The 15,063-nt window shown below is 35.7% G+C and carries 14 protein-coding genes, 2 tRNA genes and 1 riboswitch; of the genes, 12 read left to right on the plus strand and 4 right to left on the minus strand.

From position 1 onward, the window contains the following. Nucleotides 1-6 precede the first annotated feature (6 nt). A complete protein-coding gene (locus tag FC86_RS04410) occupies nt 7-1,359 on the minus strand; it encodes an aspartate kinase (RefSeq protein ID WP_056974866.1) in 1,353 nt (450 codons plus the stop codon). A gap of 203 nt (nt 1,360-1,562) precedes the next feature. Continuing rightward, nucleotides 1,563-1,738, plus strand: a riboswitch (Lysine riboswitch). A gap of 97 nt (nt 1,739-1,835) precedes the next feature. Between FC86_RS04410 and lysA the strand changes: the two genes are divergently transcribed. From lysA to FC86_RS04445, 7 genes are read left to right on the plus strand one after another with little or no spacing between them, the layout of a single operon-like run. Then, nucleotides 1,836-3,140 (plus strand): diaminopimelate decarboxylase, encoded by a 1,305-nt coding sequence (gene lysA, locus FC86_RS04415; RefSeq protein WP_056974867.1) that lies wholly within the window; start codon nt 1,836-1,838, stop codon nt 3,138-3,140. A 24-nt stretch (nt 3,141-3,164) separates the two neighbouring features. Continuing rightward, a complete protein-coding gene (gene dapD / locus FC86_RS04420; RefSeq protein WP_056974868.1) occupies nt 3,165-3,875 on the plus strand; it encodes a 2,3,4,5-tetrahydropyridine-2,6-dicarboxylate N-acetyltransferase in 711 nt (236 codons plus the stop codon). Nucleotides 3,876-3,896: 21 nt separating this feature from the next. Next, nucleotides 3,897-5,042 carry an N-acetyldiaminopimelate deacetylase gene (locus FC86_RS04425; protein WP_056974869.1) on the plus strand — a complete coding sequence of 382 codons (1,146 nt, stop codon included), beginning with the start codon at nt 3,897-3,899 and terminating at the stop codon, nt 5,040-5,042. A gap of 19 nt (nt 5,043-5,061) precedes the next feature. After that, nucleotides 5,062-5,979 carry a 4-hydroxy-tetrahydrodipicolinate synthase gene (dapA, locus tag FC86_RS04430; RefSeq protein WP_156403345.1) on the plus strand — a complete coding sequence of 306 codons (918 nt, stop codon included), beginning with the start codon at nt 5,062-5,064 and terminating at the stop codon, nt 5,977-5,979. Then, nucleotides 5,972-6,751 carry a 4-hydroxy-tetrahydrodipicolinate reductase gene (dapB, locus tag FC86_RS04435; protein WP_056974871.1) on the plus strand — a complete coding sequence of 260 codons (780 nt, stop codon included), beginning with the start codon at nt 5,972-5,974 and terminating at the stop codon, nt 6,749-6,751. Before dapA ends, dapB begins: the two co-directional genes overlap by 8 nt. A gap of 12 nt (nt 6,752-6,763) precedes the next feature. After that, nucleotides 6,764-7,948 carry an aminotransferase class I/II-fold pyridoxal phosphate-dependent enzyme gene (locus tag FC86_RS04440; protein ID WP_056974872.1) on the plus strand — a complete coding sequence of 395 codons (1,185 nt, stop codon included), beginning with the start codon at nt 6,764-6,766 and terminating at the stop codon, nt 7,946-7,948. Nucleotides 7,949-7,950: 2 nt separating this feature from the next. Continuing rightward, complete coding sequence (locus tag FC86_RS04445) at nt 7,951-9,009, plus strand: aspartate-semialdehyde dehydrogenase (RefSeq protein ID WP_056974873.1); 1,059 nt, start codon at nt 7,951-7,953, stop codon at nt 9,007-9,009. 37 nt (nt 9,010-9,046) lie between these two features. Here the strand turns inward: FC86_RS04445 and FC86_RS04450 are convergent. Further along, nucleotides 9,047-9,119, minus strand: a tRNA-Gln gene (locus FC86_RS04450). 4 nt (nt 9,120-9,123) lie between these two features. Next, nucleotides 9,124-9,195 (minus strand) — tRNA-Glu (locus FC86_RS04455). Between the two features lie 168 nt (nt 9,196-9,363). Here FC86_RS04455 and FC86_RS04460 point away from each other — a divergent pair. Together FC86_RS04460 and FC86_RS04465 are read left to right on the plus strand one after the other, a co-directional pair. Beyond that, nucleotides 9,364-10,038, plus strand: coding sequence for a histidine phosphatase family protein (locus FC86_RS04460; protein WP_056974874.1), 675 nt, complete (start codon nt 9,364-9,366; stop codon nt 10,036-10,038). Beyond that, nucleotides 10,038-11,045, plus strand: a complete 1,008-nt coding sequence (locus tag FC86_RS04465) for a serine hydrolase domain-containing protein (protein ID WP_056974875.1) — start codon at nt 10,038-10,040, stop codon at nt 11,043-11,045. Before FC86_RS04460 ends, FC86_RS04465 begins: the two co-directional genes overlap by 1 nt. 13 nt (nt 11,046-11,058) lie before the next feature. Here the strand turns inward: FC86_RS04465 and FC86_RS04470 are convergent, their stop codons facing one another. Continuing rightward, nucleotides 11,059-12,411, minus strand: coding sequence for a Mur ligase family protein (locus tag FC86_RS04470; RefSeq protein WP_056974876.1), 1,353 nt, complete (start codon nt 12,409-12,411; stop codon nt 11,059-11,061). A 146-nt stretch (nt 12,412-12,557) separates the two neighbouring features. Here FC86_RS04470 and FC86_RS04475 point away from each other — a divergent pair, with 146 nt between their 5' ends. From FC86_RS04475 to prmC, 3 genes are read left to right on the plus strand one after another with little or no spacing between them, the layout of a single operon-like run. Then, nucleotides 12,558-13,127, plus strand: a complete 570-nt coding sequence (locus tag FC86_RS04475) for a thymidine kinase (protein WP_056974877.1) — start codon at nt 12,558-12,560, stop codon at nt 13,125-13,127. 14 nt (nt 13,128-13,141) lie between these two features. Then, nucleotides 13,142-14,224 (plus strand): peptide chain release factor 1, encoded by a 1,083-nt coding sequence (gene prfA / locus FC86_RS04480; protein ID WP_056974878.1) that lies wholly within the window; start codon nt 13,142-13,144, stop codon nt 14,222-14,224. Continuing rightward, nucleotides 14,217-15,062 carry a peptide chain release factor N(5)-glutamine methyltransferase gene (gene prmC / locus FC86_RS04485; RefSeq protein WP_156403346.1) on the plus strand — a complete coding sequence of 282 codons (846 nt, stop codon included), beginning with the start codon at nt 14,217-14,219 and terminating at the stop codon, nt 15,060-15,062. Before prfA ends, prmC begins: the two co-directional genes overlap by 8 nt. Nucleotide 15,063: the final 1 nt, after the last annotated feature.

A 15,063-nucleotide genomic window follows, 5' to 3' on the forward strand; every position in this document is an offset into this window, starting at 1 on the left:
GAACTCCTAACTAAAAAAATTATGATAAATATGTTCAATAGCTAAATTAGCATCAGCTTGTCTTGTGCCCAGCATAACAGAAATTCGAGAAGCACCTTGGTTAATCATATGGATACCGATATTGTTTTGAGCAAGAGGTGAAATGACACGGTCCAAAACGCCGATATTATCACGCATACCCTCGCCAACAACCATGATGATAGCATAATCATTAATCCATTGCATTTCATCAGGTTGCAGTGTGGCTTTGATATCTTGACAAAGCTGTTTGATTTTAAAATTAGTTAGTTGGCTTTTATCAAAGATGATTGTCAAATCATCAATACCTGAAGGCATATGTTCATAGGATACATTATAGCGATAAAGAATTTCGAGTAGTTTTAATGTAAAGCCAACTTCTTTGTTCAAAAGATAGCGGTGCAAGTAAAGTGCAGCGAATCGGTCTGAACTAGCAACACCAGTAACTAAGTTTTCAGGTTCGAAATTGGCTTCAGGAACGATTAAAGTTCCGGGCAGTTCAGAATGGTTAGTGTTTTTGACATTGATTGTGATATTGGCTTCAATAGCTGGGATAATCGCTTCATCATGAAAAACTGAAAACCCGGCATATGATAATTCTCGTAGTTCACGATAGGTCATTTTAGTAATAGCATAGGGATTTTTGACCGTATTAGGGTTAGCTGCATAGATTGCATCAACGTCAGTGAAGTTTTCGTAGCAACTAGCATGAAATCCTTTTGATAAAATTGCCCCTGTAATGTCGGAACCGCCACGAGAAAAAGTGGCAATTTTATGGTCTTTAGTAATCCCGAAAAATCCAGGAACGATTAGTAATTCATCTGTTAAATTGAGGGCTTCAATATTTGCATAAGTTTCATCTAAAACTTGAGCATTATTAGCTGAATCGCTCACGTAAAATCCGAATTTTTCAGGGTCCAAAAATCTTGCTCTGATTCCTAAATGATTTAAAATAAGAGCCATTAATTTAGCATTTAATCGTTCGCCATGAGCTTTAAAACTGGCCATCAGATAGTCATTGTTTTCGAATTTTTCATATTGAAGGTTTTCGATTTTTTCTTTAATGGTTTGCAACTTATCTTCCTCTAAACCAAAATGGTTTGCGATTTCAAGATAACGGTTAAACAGTTGTTCTGTCACTATATTTGTTGGTTTGGTTTCAATTGTCAGAGTAGCATAATTGATGAGTAAGTCAGTTACTTTAGTATCTGTTTCTTCTCTTTTTCCCGGAGCTGAAGTGACAATAACTTTTCGGTTTTGGTCTTGTCTTAAAATATTAATTACTTTTTCAAATTGTTGGCCTGAAGCAAGTGAACTTCCACCAAATTTAACAACTTTCATAAAATTCATTCCCCTTTAAATTTGTTTTAAAATGATAAGTAAATTAAATTTAACATGATTATTTTAAAATTCAACACCTAAAACCGATTGGTAAGTGTCGTTTTAACAGTCAATATATGGAAATAAATAAAAATAAAAAAATTTTGAAAAAATAATTAAGCTAAAGGTTTGACTTTTGTTGGTTTTTATTATAATATTTTAATCACATCGAAGAGGTCGCAACTGACATCAATAAAAATAACTAGTCTGCTGTTAAGACGATGAAGTTATTTTGAAAGGGGAAGTTGCCGAAGTGGGCACTTAAACAGCTAAGTGTTGGCTGGGACATGATTGAACAAGTCATGGACTGTCGCAATAATTGCGGAGAGCTATCGACAAACGAACAATCATGATGAATGTGAAACTTTCAAAGGGTTCTTTTGTTACTTAGATAGCAAAAGAACCCTTTTTATATAGTCTTTGGAGGAATTTTCGTTATGGAACATAATTTTAATTTAGTGACTAATGATCAACATCATTTAGAAATTGGTGGATTAGATACTGTTGAATTAGTGCAGAAATATCAGACACCATTAGTTGTTTATGATGTTTCTAAAATCAAACAACAGATTGCCGGATTTAAAACAGTTTTTGAACAAAACGATGTTGATTATGAAATCAGTTATGCTAGTAAAGCCTTTTCTTGTCTGGGAATATATCAGTTAATGCAAAAAGAGAACTTACATCTTGATGTAGTCTCAGGTGGTGAATTATTTACAGCACAACAAGCAGGATTTGATTTATCAAAAGTGAGTTTTCACGGTAATAATAAATCCTTAGCTGAAATTGAAACCGCTGTTGAAGCCGGTGTTGGTATCATTGTTTTAGATAATTTTGATGAAATCGACTTATTGTCAAATTATCTGGCCGATACACATCAACAAGCTAATGTATTGATGAGAATTACACCTGGAATATCAGCACATACACATAATTATATTCAAACGGGTCAAGAAGATAGCAAATTTGGATTTGATTTAAATTCTGGTCAAGCAGAAAAAGCGCTAAAAATTATTTTAGCTAATCCTGATTTGATAATGAAAGGGTTCCATTCACATATTGGATCACAAATATTTGAAGTTAACGGGTTTGAAATGGCTGCTGAAAAATTGGTTGATTTAGCTCATGATTGGTACCGAAAATACGATTATCAACCAGAAGTTATCAACGTTGGTGGTGGATTTGGAATTGCTTATACAAATGAAGATAAACCATTGGCACCCGAAGTTTTTGTAGATGCTATTATTAAAAAAATAAAAGAAAAGACCACTGAATATGGATTGCAAATGCCTGCTATCTGGATTGAACCTGGTCGTTCGATTGTAGGACCTGCGGGATACAACCTCTATACAGTAGGCTCAAGAAAAGAAGTGCCAGGAAAAGATGCCTATGTCAGTGTTGACGGCGGGATGGGAGATAATATTAGACCTGCTCTTTATCAAGCAGAATATGAGGCGGTTGTTGCTAACAAAATGAATCAAGAAACCGTTGAAACAGTTCGTGTTGCAGGTAAATATTGCGAGTCAGGTGATATTTTAATCCAACAAGCAGCACTTCCTAAAACACAACCAGGCGACGTTGTAGCAATGCTTAATACCGGAGCTTACGGGTATTCAATGGCATCAAATTATAATCGTAATTTAAAACCAGCTGTCGTTTTTGTTGAAAATGGGCAAGATAAGTTGGCTATCAAAAGACAAACTTATCAAGATTTAATCCAATTAGAAAATCAACTATATTAAAAATGTAAAAGAGGAGACTATATAATGGAAAGAAATAGTGCACAAGAAATTATCAACTTTATTGGAAACGCTGAAAAACAAACGCCGGTGAAGGTTTATATCAAAGGTCAACTTGATCAAATCGACTTCCCAAAAACTATTAAAGCGTTCGTAGAAACAAAAACAGGGACATTATTTGGTAATTGGGCGGATATTGAGCCAGTATTAACTGATAATCAAGATGTTATTACGGAATATGAGTTAGAAAACCACATGAGAAATTCAGCGGTTCCTCTACTGGATATGAAAACAGTTAATGCCCGTATTGAGCCCGGTGCAATCATTCGTGATCAAGTGTACATCGGTGATAACGCCGTTATCATGATGGGCGCTTTAATTAATATTGGAGCTGAAATTGGCGAAGGTACAATGATTGATATGGGCGTTATTTTAGGTGGTCGAGCAACTGTTGGAAAAAATGCACATATTGGTGCAGGAACAGTTTTGGCTGGGGTAATTGAACCAGCTTCTGCAACACCTGTGATTGTAGAAGATGATGTCGTAATTGGAGCTAACGCTGTTGTGATTGAAGGCGTTCGTGTTGGAAAAGGCGCAGTCGTAGCGGCTGGTGCAATTGTTACAAAAGATGTTGAACCTTATACCGTGGTAGGTGGCGTACCTGCTAGAGTCTTGAAAAAAATCGATGACCAAACAAAATCAAAAACAGGATTAGAAGAAGTCCTAAGAAAAATGTAAGAAACTTGAGGAGGAAGTTAAATGTTATCACAACCACAAAGAGTTGCCATTAGAAGAGAATTTCATCAGCATCCAGAACTTGCTTTGGAAGAAGTTGAAACGAAGCAACGTATTCAAAAAATCATTGCTACATTTAACCAAAAATTTTTAAGTTTCAAACAGTTAGATGCGTTACCAACAGCACTGCTTGTTCGTGTTGAAGGATCAAATCCTAAGCGAACGATTGGTTACCGAGCAGATATGGATGCCCTTCCAGTAGTGGAACAAACAGGTTTTGAATTTGCTTCTAAAAATGCAGGGAAAATGCATGCCTGTGGTCATGATATTCATTTAACAGTTGCCTTAAGTATTTTAAGTTATTATGCTGATAATCAACCCATAGATAGCTTGATTTTCTTTTTTCAACCAGCAGAAGAAAGTGAAAATGGTGGCAAAATCGCCTATGAGTTAGGAGCTTTTGAGGGTCAATGGCGACCAGACGAATTTTATGGGTTGCATGATAATCCAGACTTAGAATCCGGTGCAATTGGTTGTTGTCAAGGGACACTGTTTGCAGGGACAACTGAAGTAGATATCGAACTTAAAGGAAAAGGCGGACATGCGGCTTTTCCTCATACAGCTAATGATATGGTTGTGGCAAGTGCTTATTTGATTACACAATTACAAACGATTGTTTCACGAAATATTAACCCACTTGAAAGCGGCGTTTTAACACTAGGTAAAATTCAATCTGGAACCATTCGTAATGTTATTGCGGATAGAGCTGTGATTCAAGGGACAGTTCGTGGACTGACACAAACAATGATTGAAGCTATCAATGAACGAATTAAAACGATTTGTGAATTTACCGCCAAAAGCTTCAATGCAGATGTTCAGGTAAACTTGAATCAAGGTGGCTATCTACCAGTTGAAAATGATGACAAATTAACGGCACAGTTTATCGAATTCATGTCGACTCATCAAGATGTTAATTTTGTTGAAACGACACCGGCAATGACTGGCGAAGACTTTGGTTACTTACTATCAAAAATTCCAGGTACGATGTTTTGGCTAGGGGTTGAAGATACTCACCCGTTACATTCACAGTATTTTTCACCTAGTGAAGAAGCATTAAAGACAGCTCCAGAAGCAATTGTTGCGTTTTTAAACTGGCGAATGTCTAGATAATAAGAGGAGGAAAAGAATAATGTTAACAGATGCTACAATTTTGACTGCTATTGTGACACCTTTTGATCAAAACGAAGCGATCGACTTTGTTGCTTTAGCTGAATTGACTGAACATTTATTAAAAAATGGTTCAGAAGGGTTTGTAATAGGTGGAACAACAGGCGAAACAGCGACTTTGACACACGATGAAAAAATTGAACTTTATCAAAAATTTTCTGAGATTGTAGCTGGTCGTGTTCCTATTATTGCAGGAACTGGTAGTAATAATACCCGGGAAACGTTAGCGTTTACTCAAGAAGTCGAAAAAATTGATGGGATTGACGGAGCACTAGTTGTTGTTCCTTACTACACCAAACCAAGTCAAAGAGGTATTAAAGCACACTTTGAAACAATAGCTGATCAAACCACACTTCCAATTATTATCTATAATATTCCTGGTCGCACTGGCGTTTATTTAGAAAATGAAGCAGTTATTGCATTAGCTCAACATCCTAATATTATTGGGATTAAACAATGCGGACCACTAGAAGATTTAGCAGAGTTAGTTGAGACTTTGCCACAGTTTTTAGTGTATACGGGAGAAGACAATCAAGCGCTATCTGCTAAAGTTTTAGGTGCTCAAGGTGTGATATCTGTTACTTCTCATATCTATGGTAGTGACATGTCTGCGATGTATCATGCTTTAGAGGCTGGTGATGTAGAATTAGCTGGGACAATTCAACGTCGGTTGTTACCTAGAATGCAAGCCTGTTTTATGTATCCATCACCAACACCTGTAAAAGCAATCTTGAATCAACAAGGTTTTAATGTTGGAGGCTGTCGTTTACCAATGGTAGCATTGACTAATGATGAAAAGGAAACATTAGCTTTGAAACTAGGATTTGCAAAAGATGGCTTAACAAAAGAATTACCAAAGGAGATGACCGTCATTGATTAAAGTAGTTGTTGCTGGATTTACAGGAGAAATGGGTCAAAACACAGTTAAGATGGTGCAAAATACCTCTGATTTTGAACTAGTCGGTGTTTTTGCCCCAAGTGCAAAGGGAAAATCGGCTGCTGATTATGATTTACCTGAAACCACTAGTGTTTATGGAGAGTTACAATCAATTGATTGTGAAGCAGATGTTTGGATTGATTTTACGTTACCTGATTTTGTTTATGAAAATGTTAAGTATGCTATCAAGCAAGGGATGCGACCAGTTGTTGGGACAACAGGGCTAACTGCCGAACAAATTACTGATCTAAATCAATTAATTCAAGCAAAAGGACTCGGAGGATTGATTGCACCTAACTTTGGGATGTCAGCAGTCTTATTAATGAAATTTGCAAAAGAAGCTGCAGCGTATTTCCCAGATGCTGAAATTATTGAAATGCATCATCCTAATAAAAAAGATGCCCCTTCAGGGACAGCAATTAAAACGGCAGAAATGATTAGTCAAGTTCGTCATCCTCATACACAAGGAGCTGAGCAGGAAAAAGAGACGTTACCGGGTTCTCGTGGTGGTGATTATGAAGGAATGAAAATTCATTCCGTTAGATTGCCGGGATATGTTGCTCATGAACAAGTTTTATTTGGAGCACCAGGTGAGGCGTTGACTATTCGTCAAGATTCGTTTGATCGTCAATCTTTTATGACTGGTGTCAGATTAGCTGTTAAAGAAGTCATGAATTTGACCGAGTTAACAGTTGGATTAGAAAATATTTTGTAGGAGGGAAACATAATGCCACAATTAAGTGCTAGCTTAGCTAGTCAATTGAACCATCACTTAGAACAAATTGCACCTCCTGCTATCGGCCAGTTTAATCAGCAAATATCAACTATTGAAGGATTAATCAAATTAACGATTGGTGAACCTGATTTCGATGTTCCCCAAAGTGTTAAGCAAGCTGCTATAACTAGTATTGAAAATAACCAATCACATTATTCAGCTACACCGGGTATTTTTCCTTTAAGAAAAGCTATTGCTAATTATTTAAAACAATACAATTTAACTTACAATCCAGAATCAGAAATTGTAGTCACCGTGGGAGCAACTGAAGCGATATTTGCAACAATTATGACAATGTTAAATAAAGGGGATAAACTGGTTATTCCAACACCTACTTTTCCGCTATATTTTCCAGTCACTGAATTAGCTCAAGCTGAATGTGTAATGGTTGATACTTCACAGCAAGGTTTTAAACTAACACCAGAGTTACTGGAATCCGTTGTCAAATCCGATGATAGCATTAAAGCTATTTTGTTGAATTATCCAGGAAATCCAACAGGTGTTACTTATAATAAAGCTGAATTACAGGCATTAGTTAAAATCATTGAAAAGTATGATTTATTTGTTATTTCAGATGAGATTTACAATGAATTGACGTACACCACACCACATCTATCAATTGCAGAATTATTGCCTGAAAGAACCGTTTTGATTAATGGTGTTTCAAAATCGCATGCTATGACAGGTTATCGAATTGGTTATGTTGCGGGACCGCAAGAATTCATGAAATTATTAACCAAAATACACGGATTGATGGTGACATCAACGTCTAATCCAGCACAATATGCAGCACTTGAGGCTTTAGAAAATGGGTTAGCAGAACCTAAAAAAATGAAGCAAGCCTATCAAGAAAGACGAGATTTTCTTTATCAATCACTAGTAGATTTAGGATTTGAAGTCACTAATTCACAAGGAGCTTTTTACTTGTTTGTAAAAGTACCAGATAGCTACCAAAATGATGATAAACAGTTTGGATTAGACTTAGCTTATGAAGCTAAAGTTGGGACTATGCCAGGCTATGTATTTGGTGAAGGTGGGCAAGGTTACCTTCGTCTATCATATGCTGCTTCTTTAACAGACTTGAAACAAGCCGTTAAAAATATTGCAGAATTTTTAAAATTAAAGGGGATTAATTAAAGATGAGTGAACAAGGATATCATGTCGCAATTTTAGGTGCTACAGGAGCCGTTGGGACAAGAATTATTGAACAATTAGAAAATAGCAACATTAATGTAGCTTCATTAAAACCACTTGCTTCAAAACACTCCGCAGGTAAGACAGTGACTTTTAATGGTCAAACTGTTGAAATTGAAGAAGCAACACCAGAATCATTTGAAGGAATCGATATTGTATTGGCTTCTGCGGGCGGTGCAGTTTCTAAAGAATTATTACCAGAAGCCGTTAAACGTGGCGCAGTTTGTGTTGATAACACGAGTGCTTTTAGAATGGACGAAAATGTCCCATTAGTGGTGCCAGAAGTGAATGCTGATCAACTCAAAAATCATCACGGCATTATCGCTAATCCTAACTGTTCAACTATTCAAATGATGGTTGCTTTAGAACCAATTAGAAGAAAATACGGACTCAAACAAATTATCACATCAACCTATCAAGCTGCTTCAGGATCAGGACAAGCTGCAATTGATGAATTGATTGAACAAGTTAAAACCTATGTTAAAGGTGAGGAAATGTCAGCAGATATTATGCCAGTTAAGTCTGACAAAAAACACTTCCCCTTAGCTTTTAACTTACTACCACAAATCGATGTATTTGAAGAAGATGGCTATTCACATGAAGAATGGAAAATGATTCATGAGACTAAAAAAATTATGAAAAATGATATGAATGACACTGAGTTAAAAGTAACCGCCACTTGTGTTCGTGTACCAGTAGTAATTGGACATGGTGAATCTGTTTACTTTGAAATGGACAACCAAGATGTTACAGCAGATGATATTAAAGAACTACTTAGTCACAGTCCGGGTGTTATTGTTGAAGATAACCCAGCAGAACAACTTTATCCTCAACCTTTAACTGCAGAGGGCAAACGTGAAACTTTTGTTGGTCGTATTAGACCCGACAAAGAAAATCCTGGTGCTTTTAATATGTGGATTGTGTCAGATAATTTACTTAAAGGTGCAGCGTGGAATACGGTTCAAATCGCCGAAGAATTAGTCAAAAGACGATTAATCAAATAAAAAAGACATCGATAATGATATCGATGTCTTTTTTTGATTGGGATAGAAGGGTTCGAACCTTCAGATTATGGATTCAGAGTCCAGTGCCTTACCAATTTGGCTATATCCCAATAATCACCCGTATGGGAATTGAACCCATAATTCCACTTTGAGAAAGTGGCGTCTTAACCATTTGACCAACGGGCAATAGCTTCTTCAACAATGCTTATTGTATTCCTATAGTTTCATAAAATCAAGTGAATGGTTCTATTTATTATAAAAGACAATTAATATTTAAAATAATGATTGCATTTTAGATATAGTATGTTTAGGCTTGAATGTATAAGAAAGTGACGTGAAAGAGCGGTGAAATAAATGACGCATTTGACTTTTTATTTAATTAGACACGGTCAAACGCAATTAAATGCTGAACGGAAACTACAAGGTGTGATGGATTCTGCCTTGACCGAGAAAGGAAAAAGGCAAGCAGCTAAGGCAGGCCAACTAATAGCGAATGTTAAGTTTTTAAAAGCTTATAGTAGTGACAGTGGTCGAGTAAAGCAAACAGGCGAAATTATCAGGAAGTATAATCGACAGAAATTTGATGTTACTTATCGATCAGGCTTGCGTGAATTTTATTTTGGTAACTTAGAAGGATCTTCAGCACTAAAGGCCTACTGGACTGTGATTAAACAGCATGGCCTTCGCCAAACTTATCGGATGCATCAAGAACCGGATTTTTTAGTTACTTTGCTGAATAATCTATATAACTTAGATCAAACTAGACAAGCTGAAGATTTTGAATTGTTGAAACAACGAGTAACAGAACAAATGAAAAAAATCATTTTAGAGATGGCTGATCATGAGGGTAATGTTTTAATTTTAGCTCATGCACTAGTTCTTAGTATGTTGATTTACCTAGTAGATGCCACGGCTTTGCCTAAGGGTTTTTTGAAGAATGGTTCTGTTTCTATTTTAGATTATCAAGATGGAAATTGGTCAGTTAAAAGTGTCAATATTGCTGATGCTAAAGAGTTGAAAATAGATTAATGGAAAAGTTTCATAATACACAGGTTCAAATTGAAAAGTTATACCACGACAAGCTTGTGCCTGGTTTGAACTTTGCAATTATACACCAAAAAAAAGTCACTGCGGGAACTCTTGGATATTCGCAGTGGATTCCAAAAAAAAGACAGCTAACCCCCTTAATGCAATACGATATTGCTTCTTTAACTAAGGTTGTCGGAACAACAACTGTTTTTTTGAGGTTATATCAAGAAGGTCGACTCAATTTCACAGAGCCTGTTGGTGACTATCTAGAAGAGTTTAAGGAGACACCTGTTAGAATTTCTCATTTGCTGACACACACCTCAGGAATAAAAGGCTATATCCCAAATCGAAATCAACTATCAAAACAAGAGTTAGTTGAGTCGATTTTGAATTTACCTGTGACAGAAGACTTCAATCAAAAAGTAGTGTACTCGGATACTAACTTTATTTTATTAGGACTAATCATTGAAAAAATTTATCGAAAGTCAGTTCAAAAAGTAATAATGACTGAAGTAATAGAGCCGTTGAAAATGAACTATACTAGTTTTAATCCAACTAAAGAAAAAGCTGTTCCGACAAACTATATTCCAGGTGAAGGGTTACTTCAAGGTGTTGTCCACGACCCAAAGGCGAGAATATTACAAGAAAGATGTGGCTCGAGCGGTTTGTTTTCACCGTTATATGATTTAACAAAATTCATGAAATACTTCACAGGTGTAGTTTCTAATCCACTGTTAAGTAATCAAACGATTAACCTTTTGTTTAACAGTAAAACAGCGAAATACTTAAAATCTAGAAGCTACGGATGGGATTTATTAGAAGACCCAACACAACATTACTCACTGTTATACCATACGGGATTTACAGGAACTTTTATGATAATTGATCGGCGAAAACAGACGGGATTAGTAGTTTTAACAAATCGTGTACATCCAACATCTAATAATCAGGCCTTTTTAACAGCAAGAGAAGCGATTATTGATACGTTTTTAAAAGAAAACACATAAAAAAGCAGGACTATTAATTAAGTCCTGCTTTTATTATTCCCTTGTCAGAAAGATATTTTCGAAATTCCAAAACACCCGTGTAGGTAGATAAAATATATGTTTTTTTAGTAGGTGCTTTTTCGATGGATTCAAGTAAGTTTGAAAGGTCAGGTACAATCTTTGTTTTGTCAAGTGGCAAATTAGCCACTTGTAATCTAAAAGCCATGTCTTGATGACGATGTCCGCTAACAATGACTTGCTCAATGTTTTGGTCAGCAAATTTTTCATAATCGCCATCCCAAATCCAACTGGTGTCGATCCCATCAGCATAATTAGCGTTTAGAATAGTAACTAATGTAAAGGGTTCCTTTTCTCGTTGAATTAATTCAATAATTTCATTTAAACCAACTGGATTTTTCACCAAAATTAGATTAGCTATTTTGTCATTGATATGAATCATTTCTTGTCGACCAAAAACACGCTTATTCAAGTCGAAAGCTTTTTTTATATCTGTTTCTTGAATCCCAAATTCTCGGGCTGTTGCAAAAGCAGCAAGCGCATTATATATATTATACTGGCCACCGATGTTTAGGTGGAAAGATGTCTGTTCAATTTTGAAGTCTGAACTTTGAGTCGTTAAGTCGCTAATTTCAGTTACTTTATAACTTAATTCTGGTTTTTTAAAGTCACAGTTAGGACAAAAATAATCTCCTAAGTTAGCATAAGTCATTGAATGATAAAGTAAAATGCTTTGGCATTTTGGACATAAAACACCATCTGTATTTACTGGTGCTTTTGAAGGTGTTTGTTGTTTATCAGAGTCTACACCATAATAAACAAATTTATTAGGTAGTGGTTTTGAATTAAAAATGCTAGCATCACCATTGGCAATAACTGTCGCTTCTGGTGCTAAACGAATTCCTTCAAGTATCTTGTCATAGGTGGTATAAATCTCACCGTAACGATCCATTTGATCTCGAAAAATATTAGTTAAAACAAATGCTTTTGGGTTAGTCCAACGTGTGACTTCAGCCACGTTGGCTTCATCAACTTCTAGAATAGCAATGGGCTTTTGCTTTGATTTTTTTGATTTGTAAGATAAAAATGAACTTGTAATACCTTGAATCATATTTGAACCAGATTGATTGGTTAAGACATTATCAAATTGTTGCTGAAATGTTTTGACAATTAAAGCAGTGGTCATTGTTTTACCATTGGTTCCTGTTACAATAATGGTCTGATAGTTTTTAGCTAGACTTTTTAGAACTGTGGGGTCTAGCTTATAAGCAATCTTTCCTGGAAGAGAAGTGCCACCATTTCTAAAGTTGTTTAAAAACCAGTAACTTAATTTTCCGCTAGTTACTGCAAGTTGTGATCTTAAGCTCATAATCAGTCTCCCTTTTGAACGTACGTTAAGTTTAAATATACCATAATCTTAATCTAGGTGGATATGACATTGCAATTTTTTGTGATTTTTTACTAAAATTCCGTTATACTATTAAATTGTGAAAAACTACAAAGTAGGGTGATAATGTGGCACAGTTATTTTTTAAATATGGGTCGATGAATAGTGGTAAAACGATTGAAATATTAAAAGTTGCTCATAATTATGAAGAACAAAATAAATCTGTGATTTTGTTAACGAGCGCGATGGATAATCGTGCGGGCGTTGGAATTATCTCATCACGTATTGGAATTAGCCGTTCGGCGATTGCTATAGATGAGGATATGAATATTTATGAAAAAGTAAAAAACACGAATCCTGACGCGGCATGCGTTTTGATTGACGAAGCACAATTTTTGGATAAAAATCATATTTTGCAGTGTGCTAAAATAGTAGATGAGCTAGGTATTCCCGTGATGGCTTTTGGTTTGAAAAATGATTTTCAAAATGAGTTATTTACAGGAAGCTATTATTTATTGCTATATGCTGATAAAATTGAAGAAATGAAAACTATTTGTTGGTTTTGTCGTAAAAAAGCGACAATGGTTGTTCGAGTTGAGGATGGCAAGCCAGTGTATGAAGGTCAACAAATTAAAATTGGTGGCAACGAATCTTACTATCCAGTATGTCGTGTACACTATCAAAAAATGCCGATTTAAGAAAGGAACTATCTATGGATAAAATAATTGAACAGATTATGGTTTTTGTTAGTCGTTATGAAGAACTACAAGAAATGATGTCTGACCCCGAAGTTATTAATGATACTAAGCGTTATATGGAGATTACGAAAGAGGAAGCAAGTCTTCGGGAAATCGTTGCTAAGTTTAAACGCTATCAAGAGGTTACAGAAGCTATTGCTGATAACGAAGAATTAATCAAAGATGACAGCGATGCTGAAATTACGGAATTAGCTAAAGCTGAATTGAGCGAACTTTCGGATGAAAAGAAAGAACTTGAAGAAAAACTAACTATATTAATGTTACCCAAAGATCCAAATGACGATAAAAACATTATTATGGAAATCAGAGGGGCAGCTGGGGGAGATGAAGCATCATTATTTGCTAAAAATCTCTTCCACATGTACCAAAAATATGCTGAAAGTCAAAAGTGGACAATTGAATTAATTGATGAAGTTGAAACAGAAGTGGGTGGTTATAAACAGGTTGCGTTTATGATTAACGGAGAAAATGTTTTTTCTAAATTAAAATATGAAAACGGTGCTCATCGTGTACAACGTGTGCCATCAACTGAGTCTCAAGGTCGTGTTCACACTTCGACTTCAACCGTAGCGGTTATGCCGGAATATGATGAAGTTGAAATTGATATTGAAGCAAAAGATATTCGTACCGATGTTTATCGTGCCAGTGGTGCTGGTGGACAACATATTAACAAAACTTCATCTGCTGTTCGTTTGACTCACTTGCCTACGGGAATTGTTGTAGCTATGCAAGATCAGCGTTCACAACAACAAAATAGAGAAAAAGCAATGAAAATATTAAAAGCACGTATCTATGACTATTATGAAAGTCAAAACCAAGAAGCATACGACGCTGAAAGAAAATCAGCTGTTGGGACAGGGGATCGTTCAGAACGTATCAGAACGTATAACTTCCCTCAAAATCGCGTGACTGACCATCGTATCGGATTATCTTTAAACAAACTTGACCGCATTATGAACGGTGATTTAGGCGAAATTATTGATGCTTTAATCGTTTATGACCAAACAGAAAAATTGGAGCAGTTACAAAATGACTAATCCGACAATCAAAGAAGCAATTGACTCGATAACTCCTCAAGTAATAGAATCTGGGAGCTATCCAGAAGATATTGCTTTTTTATTAGGTGAACGTCTGAACTATTCACCAACACAACTAAAATTAAATCAAGAATCTGAGTTATCAGAATCACAGTATCGACAATTCAAGGCAGATGTTAAAAAACTAATTCAAGGACAGTCTCCACAATACATTTTGGAGTATAGTTATTTTTATGGGCGAAAGTTAACTGTTAATTCTGACGTCTTAATTCCGAGATATGAAACGGAAGAATTGGTGGCTTTTGTAACTTCAGATTATCAAAGACAATCAACAGGAAAACTGTTAGATATTGGGACGGGATCAGGTGCAATTAGCTTGGTTTTAAGTCAAGAGTTGTCATCTTCTTGGGAAATTAGTGCTAGTGATATCTCACAGGAGGCACTAGCAATTGCTAAAACTAACTTTAAAAGTCATGGATGTGAGATTAAAACAATCAAAAGTGACCTATTCAAAGCGATTGAAGGCCGGTTTGATGTAATTGTGTCAAATCCACCTTACATCAAAACAACTGAAACGGCTGTTATGGATGAGACTGTCTTAAATAATGAACCTAACATAGCATTGTTTGCCGGAGTCGATGGTTTAGATTTTTATCGTGAGTTTGCTAAATATGTTGATGATTATCTAAATCCAACGGGGGCCTTTTATCTAGAATTTGGATATGAGCAAAAAGAAGCATTACGAGCCTTATTTGGTCACTACTTACCTAATTACGATATCACATTCAAAAATGATTTAGCGGGTCACCCACGAATGATGAGAGGAGTTAAACAATAGT

Source organism: Holzapfeliella floricola DSM 23037 = JCM 16512 (genome assembly GCF_001436605.1).
GTDB classification, from domain to species: domain Bacteria; phylum Bacillota; class Bacilli; order Lactobacillales; family Lactobacillaceae; genus Holzapfeliella; species Holzapfeliella floricola.